Origin of the sequence: Pseudomonas sp. CM25, assembly GCF_013179705.1 — a bacterium.
Classification (GTDB): Bacteria; Pseudomonadota; Gammaproteobacteria; order Pseudomonadales; family Pseudomonadaceae; genus Aquipseudomonas.
In genome coordinates, this window is the sequence record NZ_JABMCW010000006.1 from 1 (window position 1) to 17,534 (window position 17,534).

A 17,534-nucleotide genomic window follows, 5' to 3' on the forward strand; every position below is an offset into this window, starting at 1 on the left:
GGTAGCCGCCGTGCGCACATCACCCAAGCGCAGCGGGAAGTTGTTCAACCGTTCGTGCAGCGTGATGCTGCTGCCACTGCCACGCTTGTCGATGTCCACCAGCGCCGCCGGGCCCACCCCCGAGGTGATCTTCTGCGGCACGATCAGCCGCAGGCCATCCCCACGCTGCTCTTCGGTCAGCGGGTCGCGGGTCTCGGCCAGCTTCTGCTTGATGCAATCGGCATACTCGCGCGGGCTCTTGCCAGACATCACATCCAGTGTTTCATGCGACTGTTCCAGCTCTGCAACACTGACACAGCCACCCAGCGCTACCGACAACGCCGCCACCATCCACTTCATTTGCAGCACCTCCGCCATCAAGAATTCGGTTCGACCACGACCAGGCGATTTTGCTCCCCGTACTGGCAGATTTATCCACGCCCGGCGAACAGCGCGGCAGTGTATCGACACATCGTGGTATCTTTTGCCTTTGCAGATCCAAACCTTGCGGAGCATCACATGAAATTCGTACACCAGCGCGAGCACCTCAACGAAGACGACATCGTCGTCGTCGAGTGCTCCCAGCGCTGCAATATCCGCCTGATGAACGACGCCAACTTCCGCAGCTTCAAGAATGGCGGCCGTCACACCTACCACGGCGGCCATTTCGAGCAGTTCCCGGCAAAGATCACGGTGCCCAGCACCGGCTTCTGGAACATCACCATCGATACCGTGACCACCCGCCCGATCTCGGTCACCCGCAAGCCGACCCTGACCCACAAGATCAAGATCATCCGTCGTTCGTCGTCGAAACTCAGATAAGGCCACCATGACCCAGATCATCAAGTACGTCATCAAATACAAGCTCGACGGCGAGCGCCGCTGGGACTTCGCGCTGATGCCCGATGCCTCTCTCGAGCAAGCCCTCGATGCCCTGCGCAAGATCCACGGCGACGACGCCGACAAGATCAGCGACATCCAGGTCAGCAAGGCCCTGTAAAACTGCCGTAAGCCCCGCCGCACCGCCAGCCCCGCGCAAGGAGAATCGCATGAGCCATTGGCCCGACCGCCGTATCCTCGACCTGCTGGGCATCGAGTTGCCTGTGCTCCAGGCGCCCATGGCGGGTGCGACCGGCGCGCCGATGGCGATTGCCGTGGGCCTGGCTGGCGGGCTGGGCGCCCTGCCCTGCGCCATGCTTACGGGCGAACAGGTGCGCGCCGAGATCGCCGCCTTTCGCAGCGGCTGCCCGGGCCGCCCACTGAACCTGAACTTCTTCTGCCACCAGCCGCCAGCGCCCGATGCCGAGCACGACGCACGCTGGAAGCAGGCGCTTGAACCTTATTACCGTGAAGTGGGTGCCGATTTCGCGGCGCCCACGCCAGTGTCCAACCGCGCGCCGTTCGATGAGCAGAGCTGCCAACTGGTCGAGGCGTTGCGCCCGGAAGTGGTGAGCTTCCACTTCGGCTTGCCCCAGGCCGACCTGCTGCAACGGGTCAAGGCCAGCGGTGCCAAGGTACTGTCCAGCGCCACCACCGTGGAAGAGGCCGTCTGGCTGGAGCGCAATGGCTGTGACGCGATCATCGCCATGGGCTATGAGGCCGGCGGCCACCGCGGCATGTTCCTGAGCAGCGACATCACCAGCCAGATCGGCACCTTTGCCCTGGTGCCGCAGGTGGCCGACGCGGTGAGCGTGCCGGTGATTGCCGCTGGCGGCATTGGCGACCACCGCGGCCTGGTGGCAGCACTGGCCCTGGGCGCTGCGGCCGTGCAGATCGGCACGGCTTACCTGTTCTGCCCCGAGGCCAAGGTTTCGCCAGCGCATCGCCGGGCCCTGGACAGCGCCCCTGCCAGCGACACGGCGCTGACCAACCTGTTCACCGGTCGCCCGGCGCGGGGTATCAATAACCGCATCATGCGCGAACTGGGACCGATGAATGACCTGGCCCCGCGCTTTCCGCTGGCGGGCGGGGCATTGATGCCCCTGCGTGCGATCACCGAGCCGCAGGGCAACAGCGACTTCAGCAACCTGTGGTCGGGGCAGGCGCTGCGCCTGGGCAGGCATATGCCCGCTGGCGAATTGACCCGCGAAATTGCCTGCAAGGCGCTGGCAATGGTCGGGTGTCAGGCATCTTCTTAAGCAGGTTTGGCCCTTTCGCGGGCGAATCGATCAGCCCCTTCCCGGCAAATGGCCTACCGCTATATAGTTAAGGCCATAACGTTAACCCCAAGGAGCTGTATTCATGCGTGTCCGCCCGTCCTGCCTGGCCGTCACCGCCCTGGCCAGCCTGTTCGCCTTCAACACTGCCTGGGCCGATGAAGTCCAGGTTGCGGTCGCAGCAAACTTTACAGCGCCGATCCAGGCCATCGCCAAGGATTTCGAGAAGGACACCGGCCACAAGCTGGTCGCCGCCTATGGTGCTACCGGGCAGTTCTACGCACAGATCAAGAACGGTGCCCCGTTCGAAGTGTTCCTCGCCGCAGATGACAGCACCCCGGCCAAGCTTGAACAGGAAAAGGCAATCGTCCCGGGTTCGCGCTTCACCTACGCCATCGGCACCTTGGCCTTGTGGTCGGCCAAGGACGGTTATGTAGACGCCAAAGGCGACGTGCTGAAAATGAACGCGTACAAGCACCTGTCCATCGCCAACCCGAAAGCTGCGCCTTATGGCCTGGCTGCCACCCAGGTTCTGGACAAGCTCAAGCTGACTGACGCCACCAAGGGCAAGATCGTCGAAGGCCAGAACATCACCCAGGCCTTCCAGTTCGTTTCCACCGGCAACGCCGAGCTGGGCTTCGTGGCGCTGTCGCAAATCTACAACGACGGCAAGGTCACCAACGGCTCGGCCTGGATCGTCCCTTCCGAACTGCACGACCCGATCCGCCAGGACGCCGTCATTCTCGACAAAGGCAAGGACAATCCGGCCGCCAAGGCCCTGGTCGATTACCTGAAAGGCCCGAAAGCCGCTGCAGTGATCAAGTCCTACGGCTATGAAATCTGATGCCACTGGACGCCAGTGACCTGGGTGCCATCTGGCTGACCATCAAGCTGGCCAGCCTGACCACCCTGATCCTGCTGATTATCGGCACACCCATCGCCTGGTGGCTGGCGCGCACGCGCTCCTGGCTGCGCGGGCCGGTGGGCGCCGTGGTGGCGCTGCCGCTGGTGCTGCCGCCAACGGTGATCGGCTTCTACCTGCTGATCGCCCTCGGCCCGCACGGCTGGCTGGGCCAGGCGACCCAGGCACTGGGCCTGGGCACCGTGGTATTCAGCTTCACCGGCCTGGTGATCGGTTCTACGGTGTATTCCCTGCCGTTCGTGGTCCAGCCGCTGCAGAACGCCTTCGGCGCCATCGGCCAGCGCCCGCTGGAAGTGGCGGCGACACTGCGTGCCAGCCCTTGGGACACGTTCGTCCATGTGGTGCTGCCCCTGGCGCGGCCCGGCTTCATCACCGCCAGCATCCTCGGCTTCGCCCACACGGTGGGCGAATTCGGTGTGGTGCTGATGATCGGTGGCAACATCCCTGACAAGACCCGCGTGGTTTCGGTACAGATCTTCGATCACGTCGAGGCCATGGAGTATTCGCAAGCCCACTGGCTGGCCGGTGCCATGCTGGTGTTCTCTTTCCTGGTGCTGCTCCTGCTGTACGCCGGACGCCGCGGCAAGGCTGGCTGGAGCTGAAATGACCGCATCGATTGTGGCGCGCCTGAAACTGGCGCGCGACGAATTTACCCTGGATGTCGACCTGCTACTGCCAGGGCGCGGCATCAGCGCGCTGTTCGGCCACTCGGGCTCGGGCAAGACCAGCTGCCTGCGCTGCCTGGCCGGGCTGGAGCGGGCTGCCAGCGCCTATATCGAGGTCAACGGTGAAGTCTGGGAAGACAGCGACCGCGGCTACTTCCAGGCACCGCACCTGCGCCCGGTGGGCTACGTGTTCCAGGAGGCCAGCCTGTTCCCGCACCTGTCGGTACGTGGCAACCTGGAGTTCGGCTGGCGCCGGGTGGCCCCGGCTGAACGCAAGGTCAGCCTCGACCAGGCCAGCCAGCTGCTGGGGATCGGCCACCTGCTGCAACGCCGCCCCGCCACCTTGTCCGGGGGCGAGGCGCAGCGGGTAGGCATTGCCCGCGCCCTGCTCAGCAGCCCGCGCCTGTTGTTGATGGACGAGCCTCTGGCTGCCCTCGATGGGCCGCGAAAGCGCGAGATCCTGCCCTACCTGGAGCGCCTGCACGACGAACTGGACATCCCGCTGGTGTACGTCAGCCACGCCCAGGATGAAGTGGCGCGGCTGGCCGACCACCTGGTGCTGCTGGAGCAAGGCCAGGCGGTGGCCAGCGGCCCGATTGGCGAAACCTTGGCCCGCCTCGACCTGTCGCTGGCCCAGGGCGAGGATGCCGGCGTGGTGTTCGAGGGCATGGTGGTGGGCCACGACCCGTACTACGACCTGCTCGACCTGCGCCTGCCCGGTAGCACTGGGCCGTTGCTGCGCATCGCTCACCCGGCGCATGTGATGGGCAGCACCTTGCGCGTCAAGGTACAGGCCCGTGACGTCAGCCTGGCGCTGGCAGCCGACAGCACCTCGAGCATTCTCAACCGCTTGGCGGTGCGCGTGCGCGAAAGCCGACCGGCCGAGAACCCCGCGCATGTGCTGGTCAGCCTGGATGCCGGCGGCAGCCCCCTGCTGGCCCGCATCACGCGCTTCTCGGCTGACCAGCTGGGCTTGCACCCGGGGCAGATGCTGTTTGCCCAGATCAAGTCGGTCGCGCTGTTGGGCTGAGCAACCCCGAAGCGGCTGTTGTCCATTGATCAGTAACTTGATCGAGGCTTGCCGCACATGCTCGACTGCCCTCTGCCGCGTACCCTGCATTACGTTGACGACAGCCAGCCGGGCCTGACCCGCAAGCGCTGGCGCGACCGCTTCATCTATCTGGATGCCGATGGCCAGCGGGTGCGCGACAGCGAAACCCTGGCGCGCATCGCCGCGCTGGTGATCCCACCGGCCTATACCGATGTGTGGATCTGCGCCGACCCCATGGGCCACCTGCAGGCAACCGGTATCGATGCCCGTGGCCGCAAGCAGTACCGCTACCACGTGCAGTGGCGCGAGCTGCGCGACCAGCACAAGTACGGGCGCATGCTGGCCTTTGCCCAGACCCTGCCCAAGCTGCGGGCGCAACTGGAAAACCATCTCGCCCGGCCAGGCCTGGACCGCGAAAAGGTCATGGCGCTGGTGGTGAGCCTGCTGGACCATACCCTGATCCGCATTGGCAACCAGCGCTACCTGCGCGACAACCAGTCCTACGGGCTGACTACGCTGCGTAACCGCCATGTGCAGATCAAGGGCAGCACTATCCGTTTCCAGTTCCGCGGCAAACGCGGCGTCGAGCACAACGTCACCCTCAATGACCGGCGCCTGGCCAGCCTGCTCAAGCGCTGCATGGAGTTGCCCGGCCAGGCGCTGTTCCAGTACCTGGATGAAGACGGCCAGCGTCACAGTGTCGGCTCCAGCGAGGTCAACCAGTTTCTGCAACAGCTTACCGGCGCCGACTTCACCGCCAAGGACTACCGCACCTGGGCCGGCAGCAGCCTGGCCCTGGACCTGCTACGGCCGCTGGCCTGGGAACCCGAAACCGAGGCCAAGCGCCAAGTGGCCGGCATTGTCCGCCAAGTGGCCGCGCGCCTGGGCAATACACCCGCGGTGTGCCGGCGCTGTTACATTCACCCTGCTGTACTCGAGCACTATGCACTGGGGCGTCTGGCCAACCTGCCGAAAAACCGGGTACGCAAGGGGCTGGACCCCGAAGAAGTCGCATTGCTGCTGTTTTTACAGGCACTTGAGGAACAGGAGGCCCATTGAGCCTGTCTATTCAGCCCATGATGCGAAGAAATTTCCCATTGGTCGCCAAGCGCCCTATCCTTGACACCGAGCACCTTGGCCGACAAACCGCTGACGGTTTGCCCAGCCACCTGCAACTGAAGACACGCAACAGAATTTGTCTGTCGGGGAATTACTATCCGCCGAAAGCGTCTTTAATGAGAAGGAAGAGGGACACGCTCCCGCCGCCGAGGCAACTGGCCCGACGGTTTTTTACATCACCAAGGAGAACTACATGCTGATACTCACCCGTAAGGTTGGCGAAAGCATCGTCATCAACGATGACATCAAAGTCACCATTCTGGGCGTCAAAGGGATGCAGGTGAGGATCGGTATCGATGCACCGAAAGATGTCCAGGTTCATCGCGAAGAGATCTTCAAACGCATCCAGGCCGGCAGCCCGGCCCCGGAAAAGCACGACGACTCGCACTGAGCGACTTGCCTCAAGCCGCACGGATGCGCTTGATCGCCCCGCGCCTCAGGTGCCCAGCAGTTCGCGCACCTTGGCGATCATACAATCCATGTCGAACGGTTTGTCGAACACGGCGGCGAACAGTTCCGGGCATCCCTGGTTGGCCTGCGCGCCACTCATGAGGATGACCGGCAACTCGCTCAAGGACGGGTCTTCACGCATTGAGCGCACCAATTCCTCGCCATTGAGCAGCGGCATCATGTAGTCGGTGATAACCAGCTGCACGCGCTTCTCCTTCAGCGCCTCCAGGGCCTTGCAGCCGTTGCTCGCCTTTTCCACCGCGTAGCCTTCGTCTTCCAGGGCGAAGCCGAGGATATCGGCGATCAGGTACTCGTCATCGACGATCAGGATGGTGTTCATCTGCTCATCCTGTTAGCCGCTCCCTTGCGGTACGGGCGTTCCCGAAAGCACACCACTGGCACCTTCGAACGCCTTGCGCAAGTTAATGCCCTGCGGCCCGATCAGCAGCTCGTGCAAGGCGGGGTCATGGTGGCTGTCACGCACCTTGAGAATCGACAGCATGCGCCGCAGCTGCGAATCCAGTTCGACGAAGCGCATCAGCACCAGGTTGTCGACAATGCTCGACAGGTCTGGCGCGGGCGCGCTGATTTCCGAACCGAAGATGTCGCGCATTTCCCAGGTCAGCATCACGCTTACATCGCGCGCGCGCAGCTCGCCAGCCAAGGCACGGAAAAACGCATTGAGCCGTGTCGGGTCGATGGCAAGGCGGCTGAATGCGCCAAGGCTGTCGATCAGCACGCGCTTGCTACCGTGCGCCTCCACCTGCTTTAGCAGGCGTGCGCCAACCTGGTCCAGCAAGCCCTCTGTGGTCGGCTGCCAGAACAACTGAAGGCTGCCGCCCTGCTCCATTGCGGTAAAGTCATAGCCCAACGATGCGGCTTTGTTGCGCAGCCGTTCGGGCGTTTCGTAAAAGCCGAAATGCAGCCCAGGGGCCTGCACAGTGCTGGCGCCGAGAAACGCCAGGCCCAACGATGTCTTGCCAATGCCCGAAGGCCCGATCAGCAGGCTGACCGAACCGGTAGCCAGGCCACCGTCAAGCATTTCATCCAGGTCGGCCACACCGCTGGTGACACGCCCAAGGTTTGCGTTGCCCATCTGGCTAGGGTGGCTGAACAGCGACTCCAGCCGCGGAAACACGTGCATGCCCGCTTCATCGATAAGGCACTCGTGGCGCCCTGACAACGCCGCACTGCCGCGCGTCTTGCGCAACTGGACATGGCGCACGGCGCGGCTGCCCACCAGCTGTTCACCCAGTTCGATCACCCCGTCGACCATGGTGTGCTCCGGGCTGCCCTCGTCCAGCCGGGCACTGGTCAGCAACAGCAAGGTGCAGCCGGCAAAGGCCGCATGGCCCTGCAGTTCGGAGACGAACTTCTTGGTGTCCAGCGCGGTTTCCGCGCGCACGCGGGCATTGAGCACCCCGTCGACGATCAGCAGGCTGGCCTGCTGCCGGGCGATTTCCTGGCGCAGCAAGCGCACCACCGCATCCAGCCCTTCCTGTTCGAGGGTATCGAAGGCGCTGACGAACTGGATCTGGTCGCCCACCAGTGCCGGGTCGAAGAAGTCCAGGGTGGCCAGGTACTGGAACAGCCGCTCATGCGATTCGCTGAGCAGCGTGGCTACCAGTACCCGGCCGCCGGAGCGCACATGACCACACGCCAGCTGATTGGCCAGGATGGTCTTGCCGGCACCCGGCGGGCCTTGAATGATGTAGGACGAACCGGCAACCAGGCCACCCTTGAGCAACGCATCAAGGCCTTGTATGCCCGTCACCAGCCGCTTGAGTGCCTGTGCCATGCTGTCTACCTGTGGAGTTGGCTGTCTGTCGGAGGCTGGTACACTGGCAAGTAAAGCTGCATGCAAGTTCCATGGCCGGGGTCGCTGTCGACGCAAATCGCACCACCGCTCTGCCTGGCAAAGCCATACACCTGGCTAAGGCCCAGGCCGGTGCCTTTGCCAAAAGGCTTGGTGGTGAAAAACGGCTCGAAAATACGTGGCAATACCTCTGGCGCAATACCCTCGCCGCTGTCCTGCACTTCGAAACGCACGAAGCTGCCGCGCAACCCTTCCACCTCGCCAACCAGTTCGACCACATCCACCATCAGGCTGATCCGGCCCTGCCCGGTGATGGCATCGCGGGCATTGAACAGCAGGTTGAGCAGCACCATCTGCAACTGCCCGGCATCCACCTCGATCAACGGTAGGTCCGGTTGCAGCACGACGTGCAGGTCAACCGCATCAGGCAATGCATGCTCCAGCAGGCCACGGGTCGCGGTTACCAGATCAGCCGGTGCGACGCACGTCACATCGAGCTTGCGATGGCGGGCAAAGCTGAGCAATTGCTGGGTCAGTTCAGTGCCCCGCTGCCCGGCATCGAGGATGTGCTGCAGCATGCGCTGGGCCCGCAACGGATCTTGGGTAGCCAGCGCCAGGCGCGCCGAGCTGATGATGATGGTCAGCATGTTGTTGAAGTCATGCGCCAGGCCACCGGTCAACTGGCCGAGTGCTTCAAGCTTCTGCGCCTGGAACAACTGGGCGCGCACGGCATCCAGCTGCATGGCCGACTCACGGCGGTCGGTAATGTCGCGGGTAACCTTGGCCAGGCCAACGATCTGGCCGAGATCATCGCGGATCACATCCAGCGCCGCCAAGGCCCAGAACTGCGTGCCGTCCTTGCGTACCCGCCAGCCTTCATCCTGTGCCACACCCTGTTCCAGCGCTTGGCGCAGCAAGCGTTCGGGTCGGCCATCGGCACAATCCTGAGGGGTGAAAAACAGCGAAAAATGCTGGCCGATCACTTCGTCGGCGCGGTAACCCTTGATCCGTTGCGCGCCCGCATTCCACGACACCACATGGCCGGAAGGGTCGAGCATGTAGATGGCGTAGTCGACCACCGACTGAACCAGCTGTTCATAGCGGTGGGCGGGCATGACAGGGTGGTCGAGACAGTCAGCTGAAACCATGAATACTCCACTGGCACAGCAGCAGGAACTAAATGAGGGTAACCCAGGCGCCCGCCGATGGGCACCCAGACAACTACCGCCAGTCAGCACTCTTCGACAAGCACTGGGCCAGGTAAAACCGCAACAGTGGCGCAATGACAGCAAGGTGTCAATTGAGCATTTGATCGACCGTTCATTCTGTTGATGATAGGTGCTGTGGTTGACTCAACTATAACGATGGGTTATAAAGCGCGCTTGATTGCGAAGCCCTTCTACTTAGAAGCGAGCTGGTCGTTGCGACCCCTTCAAGCGTGCGAGTGTGGTGGAATTGGTATACACAGCAGACTTAAAATCTGTCGGCGTGAGCCTTGCGGGTTCGAGTCCCGCCACTCGCACCAAACTTCTGTGAAAAGGCGCCCCTGCGGCGCCTTTTTGCTGCCTGCCAGCAATGTTTTGCGCAGCTGCTAAAGTGGAGCTTGTCCCCGTCCACTGGAACGCCACCATGCGCTACTCCCTGCTCGATGGCCAACGCGACATCATTATCCTGATTGCCCGCGTGCTGCTGATGATCCTGTTCGTCCTGTCTGGCTGGGCAAAGCTGACTGGCTTTGACGGCACGGTTGGCTACATGACCTCGCTGGGCGCCCCTGCCCCGATGCTGGCAGCTGGCATTGCCGTGCTGATGGAGTTCGTTGTCGGCATCCTGCTGGTCCTCGGCTTCTATACGCGGCCGCTGGCCTTGCTGTTTGCCCTGTTCGTGCTGGGCACGGCGCTGCTCGGGCACCCGTTCTGGAACATGGTCGACCCCGAGCGCAGCGCCAACATGACCCAGTTCCTGAAGAACCTCGCCATCATGGGCGGCTTGCTGTTGCTGGCCGTAAGCGGCCCAGGGCGCTTCTCGGTGGACGGGCGCTGATTCAATCGTCTACGCAGTCGTCAAACCAGGCTGGGTGATCGCGCTCCTCATCATCGAGGTCATCCAGCGTTTCCTCGTCCTCCTCCACCTCATCCTCGGCGCCTTGGGCATCCGCCTCGGGCTCCATGTCTTCGTAGAGAAATTCGTGATCAAGCAGGTGATCGTGTTCGGGTTCGTGCAGGTCGTCTTCGTCGTGCATGCTGGCTCCTGGGCAAGTGGCAGGCCTGTATAGGCTGATCGCCTTTGCAGGTCAATGCGTTGCCGCTTAATGCTGGGTTAACCGGCCAGGTCCAGTCTGCAGGCTCTCCCTTCAAAACGTCATTTGCCCGCCTTTCATGGCGGGCTTTTTTATGCATTTACCCAAGTGAGACATGACACGCTGCCGACCTGATCTTCACAAAATGATGACATCCAGGTGGGCACACTGGTCTCGCTCCGTATGTTCTTGCAGCCCGCCGCATTCTTGCCGCGGGCTTTTCTTTTTTGAAGCTTTTCAGGTATTCGCCATACCGACCCATGACCTGAAGCAGTTTTCCCCGACCAGGCAAGGGCTATGCTAACCCAGCCATAACCCAAGCTCACTCGGATAGACACGGAGGCTCTTATGAAAGCTGCTGTTGTTGCACCAGGCCGTCGCGTGCAGGTGGTGGAAAAAACCCTGCGCCCCCTCGAACACGGCGAAGCGCTGCTGAAGATGCAGTGCTGCGGGGTGTGCCACACGGACCTGCACGTGAAAAATGGCGATTTCGGTGACAAGACCGGCGTCGTGCTGGGCCATGAAGGCATTGGCGTGGTTCAGCAGGTAGGCCCCGGCGTCACCTCGCTCAAACCCGGTGACCGCGCCAGCGTTGCGTGGTTCTACCAGGGCTGCGGGCACTGCGAATACTGCACCAGCGGCAATGAAACCTTGTGCCGCGAAGTGAAGAACTCCGGCTACACCGTGGACGGTGGCATGGCCGAGGCCTGCATCGTCAAGGCCGACTACTCGGTAAAAGTGCCCGACGGGCTCGACTCCGCCGCCGCCAGCAGCGTTACCTGCGCCGGCGTGACCACCTACAAGGCGGTGAAAATTTCCAACATCCGCCCCGGCCAGTGGATCGCCATCTACGGCCTCGGCGGCCTGGGCAACCTGGCCCTGCAATACGCCAAGAACGTGTTCAACGCCAAAGTGATTGCCATCGACGTCAACGATGAGCAATTGCGCTTCGCCAGCGAAATGGGCGCCGACCTGGTCGTCAACCCACGCAGCGAAGACGCGGCCAAGGTCATCCAGGCCAAGACCGGCGGCGCCCATGCCGCTGTGGTTACTGCCGTAGCCAAGGCGGCCTTCGACTCCGCCGTCGACGCCCTGCGCGCCGGTGGCCGCCTGGTTGCCGTCGGGCTGCCATCAGAAGCCATGAACCTGAACATCCCGCGCCTGGTGCTGGATGGCATCGAAGTGATCGGTTCGCTGGTGGGCACACGGCAGGACCTGCAGGAAGCCTTCCAGTTTGCCGCTGAAGGCAAGGTGGTGCCCAAGGTGACCCTGCGGCCGATCGAGGACATCAACCAGATCTTTGAGGAGATGCTCGAGGGCAAGATCAAGGGGCGAATGGTGATCCAGTTCGAAGGCTGATAGCCTGAAGGTCGATGTCACAACCCGTAATGAGCCCGCAGACGTCCTCTACGGGCTTTTTTACTTTGCTGGGCGTCAAGGAACAGACCATGAGCTTCGACTGGCACGCCGGCCCGATCACCCGCACCACCCCGCTGGACAAGCATTACCGCAACACCCAGAAAGTTCGTCAGTTTCTGCTGAGCGAATGCGGCGAGGCATTCAGGTTCGACCGCACATTCATGGCCTGGATCAAGAGCGGGACGCCATCCACCATGGGTGAAGTGGCAGATGAATGGCTACGTATGCACCGGTGACCGTCAGCCTCAGATGCGTGTAGGCACGTGTGCGCCGCTTTGCAATCTTCAGCCATGGCCGCTTCTTTCAGGATTTTATCCAACGATTCAACCATGCTTGAATAGTCCATTTCATGACTCCGTCGTCGGTGGAACCCACTTGAAGATCCCAACGATAGCTTCCGAATATTTCAGAATCCTGCGACCAGCAAGTCGCTGTCTGTTCTGATGACCGGGAAAACGGCCAGGAGGTTCAAGATTTGACCGTCCACAGCTGATCGATCCGCGTTGTAAAGGACTGGCTCATCAGCTCCCGCCGCATGCCCCAGTCCGGTACCGCCGGAACACTGGCAGCCCGCATCGTCCCCCTGCCCCAGCGCTCGTTGATGTTGTCCATCACTTGCATCAGCCGGCCGCACGCCACTGACTGCTTGAGCGCAAACAGGTCCTCTGAAAACTCCCCCGGCTGGCGAAGATCCATCAGCAGCACTTCGGCTTTGCTGTATCGAAACCCAGGCCGAAAAATACGCGCTACCGCATCGGTGGCCAACCGCGTCAGCAACAACGTGTCACACGTTGGATACGGCAGCTCGACCAGCGCACCCTGGGCATGGTGGGCCTCGTCCGGGTTGAACATGCCGGTGCGGATACTTACCCGCATGCGCTTGCACACCGAGCCCTGGGCGCGCAGTTTTTCCGCCGCACGACCGACGTAAGTGGCCACTGCCTGCGTGATCGGCGTCAGTTCGGTGAGCCGCTTGCCGAACATCCGGCTGCAGCAGATTTCCTGTTTCGGCGGCTCGGCTTCATCCAGTTCCAGGCAGGGTGTACCGGCCAGCTCCCGGGCCGTTTTCTCCACCACCACGCTGAACCTGTCACGCAGCGTGCGGGCGTCGGCCCTGGCCAGGTCCATGGCCGTGCGTATGCCCATTGCCTCGAGGTGCGCAGTCATCTTCCGGCCAATTCCCCAGACTTCCTTCACCTCGGTATTGCGCAGCACCCAGTCCCGTTTGAACGGGTCGCAAATATCTACCACGCCACCGGTGTGAGCCTGCAGTCGTTTCGCCATGTGGTTTGCCAGCTTGGCAAGCGTCTTGGTGCTGGCGATACCCACACCCACCGGAATGCCCGTGCACTTGAACACCCGGGCGCGCACGTTGTGGCCAAACTGGGTAAGGTTTTGCGCAATGCCGCTGAGGTCGGCGAAACACTCGTCGATGCTGTAGATCTCGACCGCCGGCACCATCGACTCGATCAATGTCGTGACGCGCTCGCTCATGTCGCCGTAGAGCGCGTAATTGCTGCTGAAGGCCAGGACGCCGTGACGGCGCAGCCTGTCCCTGGCCTGGAAGTACGGTTCACCCATTTTCACGAACGGTTTCGCGTCATACGACCTGGCGATCACGCAACCGTCGTTGTTGCTCAGCACCACGATCGGGGTCTTGGCCAGGTCCGGCCGGAACACCCGCTCGCAACTTGCATAAAACGAATTGCAATCAATCAACGCAAACACCGGGTCACTGCGCATGGTCACGCACGCTATAACGCACCACGCCCCAAACGAGCAGATCGTCGCCTTCCATGATGTAGCGCGGCGGATACGCCGGGTTTTCCGACTTGAGTATCACCACCCCGTCACGCCGATGCAGGCGCTTGCACACCGGCTCGGTATTGACCGCGGCGATCACGATATCGCCATGCTCCGCCTCGCGCCCACGGTCGACGATGACGATATCGCCAGAGTAGATACCGGCCCCCTGCATGCTGTCGCCTTCTACCTTTACCAGATACACATGCGGCGCGCGGAGGTCGAACAATTCATCGAGCGATATATGGCCTTCCAGATGGTCCGCCGCAGGTGACGGAAACCCGGCCGGAATCTGGAACGCGTAAAGCGGGATGGGTTGGGTACCGCCGGCGGGCGTACCCAGAAAAGTAATGGTCATGATGGACGGCTCGACGCAAACTGTATGCATATACAGTAAATCCGGCATCGGTCGTCCGGTCAATCCTGAGCGACGAAATTTCTGACAGGCGAGAGGTGGGAAATGTGTGGACGGTACTCGATCTACGAGTCGATGGATCATTACCTGCGCCAGCTGTCGCTGGACCTGGTGGTGATCAACGGGTACGACCATGAACCGATCAACCGCTACAACGTGGCGCCGTCGACCCGCGTAGAGGTAGTCCGCCAGCTTGACGACGGGCTGAGCGTGGACCGGGTGAAATGGGGCTGGTCGCCTTTCTGGGCGAAGGGAAAACGACCAGACCCGATCAACGCGCGGGCCGAAACAGTGATGACCGGCAAATTTTTCAAAGACCTGTGGCCAGGCGGCAGAGCCCTGGCGCCAGCAAATGGCTGGTTCGAGTGGATCCCGGACCAGCACGACCCGAAGCACAAGCAACCCTGGTACATCACCGGCGTCGATGGCGCCCCGCTGTACTTCGCCGCGCTGGCGGAAGTTCACCCAGGTATGGAGCCAGACCCGTGTGACGGCTTTGTGATCGTTACCGCTGCAGCAGACCAGGGCCTGGTGGACATCCATGACCGCAAGCCCCTGGTGCTGACACCTGACACGGCCAGGGAATGGCTCGACCCGACCACGTCAGCCGAGCGCGCAGCTGAAATTGTGCGGGAGGGATGTCGGCCGGCAGCATCGTTTCACTGGTACCCGGTGGGCAAAGCCGTAGGCAATGTGCGCAACCAGGGCGCCGAGCTGATCATGCCGCTCGGCGGAACGAACCAACAGGCGCAATTTGAGTTCTAAACTGTGTAAAAGCGTGAATCCTGCCCGGTAATCGGGCCGGCCCGTGCGGTACCGGTTGGAACGGAGAAGACAGCATGACAGAAGAAGAAGCCAAAGATGTTGTTGAGCGCATCCAGTACGAACTGAGCCATCCCCATGGCCGCGTCGCCACGCGGATCGAAATTCACGATGTGGGGTTATGGACGCGACTTGAGGGGGCATGTGGTACCAACTACAACGCCGTGGGTGGCGGCACACTCTTTGAGAAACCGGTTGTGCTGGGGCCCAAGTGTGATGCTTCGTACACCATCCTGTACCAGGTCTGAGCGATAACAACGTTTCGGGGTTTTCGCCTCAGGGGAAACTTCTGGCCCACATGAAGCCCGCAGATTTCGTCTGCGGGCTTTCTTCCGACCTATAGTCGTTTGAGAAAAATAGCCGCAATGAGCATTCGCAGCCTGGCAAAGAACCTGCCTGCAGACCCCGGTAACGAAGGCTGGGTGCTGGGATGGGGCGTGCTGCGGGATAGACATCCATGGCACTTTGTCGACGTCTATGCCGACCGGCAAACAGCCGTGGCGGAAGCGCAGCGCCGCGGTGACGAGTACGTGGTGGAGTATGGCTCGCACCGCCTTGGCTCGAGTGAGTTCGTCTGCGGTATCAACCCGCCTGAGGGTTAACGGGCCGGCGTTTCCAAAGGCCTACCTGATCTCAGTTCCGTTCAGCTTTCTGGTCGTCCTCCAGAGATGTCCGTCAGGGCTTGAAACCTTGATTTGGGCAGCTGACGGTAAGTGGTTTTGGGATTTCGGTATTTTCCCTCGCCCAAAGAAAAACCCCGCAGACGTTAATCTGCGGGGCTTTCGAATGGTGGAGGCCGAGGTCGGAATCGAACCGGCGTAGACGGATTTGCAATCCGATTCAAGAACTCCCGTTTCATGCGGCCTTGGCGAGAAAATCAGTTCCAAAACAAAACGGAGGTTGCCGGCCCGTAAGCCGCATTCTACAAGGGTCGCCGTTTTAGTTTTGGAACAGATTTCCCCAGTGGAGCCAAGGCTTGGGCTGGTACTCGCGCAACATAAGCGTTTAGCTCAAATACAGCTGTCACCGAATGACCGCTATCGACACAGATCGGCCACTCGCTACCCCTGCGAAATGGTAGTTGAGCGCTAACCCAGATGCGGGATTCGCAAGGATGCAGGCTGTGTGCCATTATCTTCATGGTCAAAGGCATGGATTGGCTATAAATGAGCGAAGCGAAGTCAAAGTCAAAAAAGGCAAAAAGCAATAAAAAATCAGCGCCTAAAACAGCTGTTATTCACACGATCGTGAGACTGGAGCTGAAAAAACCGCTGCCACGGAGTGCAGAGTTTTTTATTCGCAGCCTTCGATACACCGCATACCGTGACTGGCAAAAAATAAAATGGCACAAAATAAATGAAATATATGCAAATATTTTGCTGTCGGAGCAGGCTGGATACCAACAGCACAAGGAGATCGCGTCTTTTCTCTACCATTTGAATTGTATCGACGCCGTGACGCAGGACACATTGGGTAAAAGAACTAGCACCGACGCGACACGTATTTATGATTCCTCAGAGCAAATGAAACTCGTGTTAGAGCTATACCCGGACGTTGCGTCTCCCCTACTGAAAAAACAGACAGGCAAAGCCAACGATAGAAGGCCTGCAAGTTTTGCGAATAAATCAGAAAGCAGTTTTAAACCGACTAAAATTCGCCGCGATGATGTCACGATTGACGAGCACACGAAGCCTGTAGCAAAAAAGGATAGCGGTATATTGTATACCGCTGGGTGGGCTGCAACGGGGGCTTTTGACGATGCCGATAAACCGGAGAGGAAATGACCACGGGTATCGAAAAATCATAGACACCCTGACCGTTGATGCCCCTGCATCCACTACCGCCATCTGCCAATCGCCGCAGGCCTAGTTCTTGGCAGCGGTTTTCAAGACCGTCGTACAAGTCACCGAATCATGGGGCGCCAGCACCAAAATCGATTCCAAAACAGACACGAAACGGCATGCCTACAAGCCGCATACTGCAAGGGTCGCCGGTTCAGTTTTGGAATCGATGTTTACCTTAATGGGACGTAAACGAGCCGTGTTTCGCTGCCTCTCCTAAGCTGCTGCCAAGCGGACAATTCACAAGGAAAACACCATGAAAATTGCCAGCTACAAGTATAGATTTGGAGAATGGCTGTTCACGCCGCCTGGGGCAATAATTTGTGGCGTCATCGGGATCTCAGCAGTCGATGCAGTTAGGCGGGCCTGGGGCTCAAGAGAGTTCCTGGCTGACTTTATTCTCTGGTGGATAGCAGGAATTGTCTACCTTCCATTCATCTGCGCTCCGTTCGCGGGCGGAATCTACATTGGGGTGAGGATAGCCAAGCGAACTGGAATGAAATGGGTGGGCTGGCTCTCGGGGATTGCCATCACGGTTATTCTGATAGGTGCGATTTCAGCTGCAGCTCAAGCTATTCCAGGAATAGGTTGGCGATTGGATGTCTTCCTCTCCTCTGGAGAATCATGACCAAGCAGCCGGGTACTCGGCGAAACACCGCCCTTCGATGTCGAACCTTCCAGTAATGCACCAGTAGCGTGAGATTCGAGCCTCAGGCCGCGCCACAAGCGGCCTGTGCATCGCCCCGGTCTAATACAGTTCGCCCAGTTTCAGCGATT

23 protein-coding genes and 1 tRNA gene are annotated in these 17,534 nt (G+C 60.7%); 17 read left to right on the forward strand and 7 right to left on the reverse strand.

Going from position 1 to position 17,534, the window contains the following annotated elements; translation table 11 throughout:
* On the reverse strand, positions 1–339 hold a 339-nt coding region (locus tag HP546_RS01235; RefSeq protein WP_172218869.1), incomplete at its 3' end, for a hypothetical protein.
* A gap of 159 nt (positions 340–498) precedes the next feature.
* Here HP546_RS01235 and HP546_RS01240 point away from each other — a divergent pair.
* The 8 genes from HP546_RS01240 to csrA all read left to right on the forward strand — a co-directional run bounded on the left by HP546_RS01240 (position 499) and on the right by csrA (position 6,283).
* On the forward strand, positions 499–801 hold the full coding sequence (locus tag HP546_RS01240; protein ID WP_172218870.1) for a DUF1883 domain-containing protein: 303 nt from the start codon (positions 499–501) through the stop codon (positions 799–801).
* A gap of 7 nt (positions 802–808) precedes the next feature.
* Positions 809–979 (forward strand): hypothetical protein, encoded by a 171-nt coding sequence (locus HP546_RS01245; RefSeq protein WP_172218871.1) that lies wholly within the window; start codon positions 809–811, stop codon positions 977–979.
* A 49-nt stretch (positions 980–1,028) separates the two neighbouring features.
* A complete protein-coding gene (locus tag HP546_RS01250) occupies positions 1,029–2,117 on the forward strand; it encodes a nitronate monooxygenase family protein (protein WP_172218872.1) in 1,089 nt (362 codons plus the stop codon).
* 103 nt (positions 2,118–2,220) lie between these two features.
* On the forward strand, positions 2,221–2,979 hold the full coding sequence (gene modA / locus HP546_RS01255; RefSeq protein ID WP_172218874.1) for a molybdate ABC transporter substrate-binding protein: 759 nt from the start codon (positions 2,221–2,223) through the stop codon (positions 2,977–2,979).
* On the forward strand, positions 2,979–3,659 hold the full coding sequence (gene modB, locus HP546_RS01260) for a molybdate ABC transporter permease subunit (RefSeq protein WP_172218884.1): 681 nt from the start codon (positions 2,979–2,981) through the stop codon (positions 3,657–3,659). The genes modA and modB overlap by 1 nt, the downstream gene beginning before the upstream one ends.
* A gap of 1 nt (position 3,660) precedes the next feature.
* A complete protein-coding gene (gene modC / locus HP546_RS01265) occupies positions 3,661–4,752 on the forward strand; it encodes a molybdenum ABC transporter ATP-binding protein (protein WP_172218899.1) in 1,092 nt (363 codons plus the stop codon).
* 57 nt (positions 4,753–4,809) lie between these two features.
* Entirely contained in the window at positions 4,810–5,832 is a 1,023-nt protein-coding gene (locus HP546_RS01270; protein WP_172218901.1) for a DNA topoisomerase IB, read from the forward strand.
* A gap of 253 nt (positions 5,833–6,085) precedes the next feature.
* Entirely contained in the window at positions 6,086–6,283 is a 198-nt protein-coding gene (gene csrA / locus HP546_RS01275; protein WP_004375914.1) for a carbon storage regulator CsrA, read from the forward strand.
* Positions 6,284–6,328: 45 nt separating this feature from the next.
* Here csrA and HP546_RS01280 read toward each other — a convergent pair whose 3' ends face one another.
* Genes HP546_RS01280 through HP546_RS01290 form a run of 3 tightly spaced genes read right to left on the reverse strand, consistent with a single transcriptional unit; the run spans position 6,329 to position 9,306 of the window.
* The gene (locus HP546_RS01280) at positions 6,329–6,682 is read right to left on the reverse strand and encodes a response regulator (protein ID WP_172218903.1); all 354 of its coding nucleotides are present in this window, start codon (positions 6,680–6,682) and stop codon (positions 6,329–6,331) included.
* A gap of 12 nt (positions 6,683–6,694) precedes the next feature.
* The gene (locus HP546_RS01285; protein ID WP_172218905.1) at positions 6,695–8,140 is read right to left on the reverse strand and encodes an ATPase domain-containing protein; all 1,446 of its coding nucleotides are present in this window, start codon (positions 8,138–8,140) and stop codon (positions 6,695–6,697) included.
* A 5-nt stretch (positions 8,141–8,145) separates the two neighbouring features.
* The gene (locus HP546_RS01290; RefSeq protein WP_172218907.1) at positions 8,146–9,306 is read right to left on the reverse strand and encodes a nitrogen regulation protein NR(II); all 1,161 of its coding nucleotides are present in this window, start codon (positions 9,304–9,306) and stop codon (positions 8,146–8,148) included.
* A gap of 292 nt (positions 9,307–9,598) precedes the next feature.
* On the opposite strand from HP546_RS01290, the gene HP546_RS01295 reads away from it, so the two are divergent.
* Positions 9,599–9,683: transfer RNA gene (locus HP546_RS01295), tRNA-Leu, on the forward strand.
* A 104-nt stretch (positions 9,684–9,787) separates the two neighbouring features.
* Complete coding sequence (locus HP546_RS01300; protein WP_172218909.1) at positions 9,788–10,201, forward strand: DoxX family protein; 414 nt, start codon at positions 9,788–9,790, stop codon at positions 10,199–10,201.
* 1 nt (position 10,202) lies between these two features.
* Here HP546_RS01300 and HP546_RS01305 read toward each other — a convergent pair whose 3' ends face one another.
* Complete coding sequence (locus HP546_RS01305) at positions 10,203–10,400, reverse strand: hypothetical protein (protein ID WP_172218911.1); 198 nt, start codon at positions 10,398–10,400, stop codon at positions 10,203–10,205.
* A gap of 405 nt (positions 10,401–10,805) precedes the next feature.
* On the opposite strand from HP546_RS01305, the gene adhP reads away from it, so the two are divergent.
* Positions 10,806–11,816: an alcohol dehydrogenase AdhP gene (gene adhP / locus HP546_RS01310; RefSeq protein ID WP_172218913.1), complete on the forward strand. Its 1,011-nt coding sequence runs from the start codon at positions 10,806–10,808 to the stop codon at positions 11,814–11,816.
* Between the two features lie 89 nt (positions 11,817–11,905).
* Positions 11,906–12,112 (forward strand): DUF6434 domain-containing protein, encoded by a 207-nt coding sequence (locus tag HP546_RS01315; RefSeq protein WP_172218915.1) that lies wholly within the window; start codon positions 11,906–11,908, stop codon positions 12,110–12,112.
* A gap of 232 nt (positions 12,113–12,344) precedes the next feature.
* On the opposite strand, the gene HP546_RS01320 is transcribed toward HP546_RS01315, so the two are convergent.
* Together HP546_RS01320 and HP546_RS01325 are read right to left on the reverse strand one after the other, a co-directional pair.
* Positions 12,345–13,619 carry a Y-family DNA polymerase gene (locus HP546_RS01320; protein WP_172218917.1) on the reverse strand — a complete coding sequence of 425 codons (1,275 nt, stop codon included), beginning with the start codon at positions 13,617–13,619 and terminating at the stop codon, positions 12,345–12,347.
* Positions 13,609–14,037: a LexA family transcriptional regulator gene (locus tag HP546_RS01325; RefSeq protein ID WP_172218919.1), complete on the reverse strand. Its 429-nt coding sequence runs from the start codon at positions 14,035–14,037 to the stop codon at positions 13,609–13,611. Before HP546_RS01325 ends, HP546_RS01320 begins: the two co-directional genes overlap by 11 nt.
* Positions 14,038–14,139: 102 nt before the next feature.
* Between HP546_RS01325 and HP546_RS01330 the strand changes: the two genes are divergently transcribed.
* From HP546_RS01330 to HP546_RS01350, 5 genes are all read left to right on the forward strand, one after another.
* Positions 14,140–14,859, forward strand: a complete 720-nt coding sequence (locus tag HP546_RS01330) for an SOS response-associated peptidase family protein (protein WP_172218921.1) — start codon at positions 14,140–14,142, stop codon at positions 14,857–14,859.
* Between the two features lie 74 nt (positions 14,860–14,933).
* Positions 14,934–15,164 (forward strand): hypothetical protein, encoded by a 231-nt coding sequence (locus HP546_RS01335; RefSeq protein WP_172218923.1) that lies wholly within the window; start codon positions 14,934–14,936, stop codon positions 15,162–15,164.
* Between the two features lie 117 nt (positions 15,165–15,281).
* Positions 15,282–15,518, forward strand: coding sequence for a hypothetical protein (locus HP546_RS01340; RefSeq protein ID WP_172218925.1), 237 nt, complete (start codon positions 15,282–15,284; stop codon positions 15,516–15,518).
* A gap of 564 nt (positions 15,519–16,082) precedes the next feature.
* A complete protein-coding gene (locus tag HP546_RS01345) occupies positions 16,083–16,700 on the forward strand; it encodes a hypothetical protein (protein ID WP_110160051.1) in 618 nt (205 codons plus the stop codon).
* A gap of 313 nt (positions 16,701–17,013) precedes the next feature.
* Positions 17,014–17,385 carry a hypothetical protein gene (locus HP546_RS01350; RefSeq protein ID WP_110160052.1) on the forward strand — a complete coding sequence of 124 codons (372 nt, stop codon included), beginning with the start codon at positions 17,014–17,016 and terminating at the stop codon, positions 17,383–17,385.
* Positions 17,386–17,534: the final 149 nt, after the last annotated feature.

Bases quoted from the DNA above. Each gene is read 5' to 3' on its own strand.
- HP546_RS01240 (WP_172218870.1), top strand. From the start codon at position 499: ATGAAATTCGTACACCAGCGCGAGCACCTCAACGAAGACGACATCGTC.
- HP546_RS01245 (WP_172218871.1), top strand. From the start codon at position 809: ATGACCCAGATCATCAAGTACGTCATCAAATACAAGCTCGACGGCGAG.
- HP546_RS01250 (WP_172218872.1), top strand. From the start codon at position 1,029: ATGAGCCATTGGCCCGACCGCCGTATCCTCGACCTGCTGGGCATCGAG.
- modA (WP_172218874.1), top strand. From the start codon at position 2,221: ATGCGTGTCCGCCCGTCCTGCCTGGCCGTCACCGCCCTGGCCAGCCTG.
- modB (WP_172218884.1), top strand. From the start codon at position 2,979: ATGCCACTGGACGCCAGTGACCTGGGTGCCATCTGGCTGACCATCAAG.
- modC (WP_172218899.1), top strand. From the start codon at position 3,661: ATGACCGCATCGATTGTGGCGCGCCTGAAACTGGCGCGCGACGAATTT.
- HP546_RS01270 (WP_172218901.1), top strand. From the start codon at position 4,810: ATGCTCGACTGCCCTCTGCCGCGTACCCTGCATTACGTTGACGACAGC.
- csrA (WP_004375914.1), top strand. From the start codon at position 6,086: ATGCTGATACTCACCCGTAAGGTTGGCGAAAGCATCGTCATCAACGAT.
- HP546_RS01280 (WP_172218903.1), bottom strand. From the start codon at position 6,682: ATGAACACCATCCTGATCGTCGATGACGAGTACCTGATCGCCGATATC.
- HP546_RS01285 (WP_172218905.1), bottom strand. From the start codon at position 8,140: ATGGCACAGGCACTCAAGCGGCTGGTGACGGGCATACAAGGCCTTGAT.
- HP546_RS01290 (WP_172218907.1), bottom strand. From the start codon at position 9,306: ATGGTTTCAGCTGACTGTCTCGACCACCCTGTCATGCCCGCCCACCGC.
- HP546_RS01300 (WP_172218909.1), top strand. From the start codon at position 9,788: ATGCGCTACTCCCTGCTCGATGGCCAACGCGACATCATTATCCTGATT.
- HP546_RS01305 (WP_172218911.1), bottom strand. From the start codon at position 10,400: ATGCACGACGAAGACGACCTGCACGAACCCGAACACGATCACCTGCTT.
- adhP (WP_172218913.1), top strand. From the start codon at position 10,806: ATGAAAGCTGCTGTTGTTGCACCAGGCCGTCGCGTGCAGGTGGTGGAA.
- HP546_RS01315 (WP_172218915.1), top strand. From the start codon at position 11,906: ATGAGCTTCGACTGGCACGCCGGCCCGATCACCCGCACCACCCCGCTG.
- HP546_RS01320 (WP_172218917.1), bottom strand. From the start codon at position 13,619: ATGCGCAGTGACCCGGTGTTTGCGTTGATTGATTGCAATTCGTTTTAT.
- HP546_RS01325 (WP_172218919.1), bottom strand. From the start codon at position 14,037: ATGACCATTACTTTTCTGGGTACGCCCGCCGGCGGTACCCAACCCATC.
- HP546_RS01330 (WP_172218921.1), top strand. From the start codon at position 14,140: ATGTGTGGACGGTACTCGATCTACGAGTCGATGGATCATTACCTGCGC.
- HP546_RS01335 (WP_172218923.1), top strand. From the start codon at position 14,934: ATGACAGAAGAAGAAGCCAAAGATGTTGTTGAGCGCATCCAGTACGAA.
- HP546_RS01340 (WP_172218925.1), top strand. From the start codon at position 15,282: ATGAGCATTCGCAGCCTGGCAAAGAACCTGCCTGCAGACCCCGGTAAC.
- HP546_RS01345 (WP_110160051.1), top strand. From the start codon at position 16,083: ATGAGCGAAGCGAAGTCAAAGTCAAAAAAGGCAAAAAGCAATAAAAAA.
- HP546_RS01350 (WP_110160052.1), top strand. From the start codon at position 17,014: ATGAAAATTGCCAGCTACAAGTATAGATTTGGAGAATGGCTGTTCACG.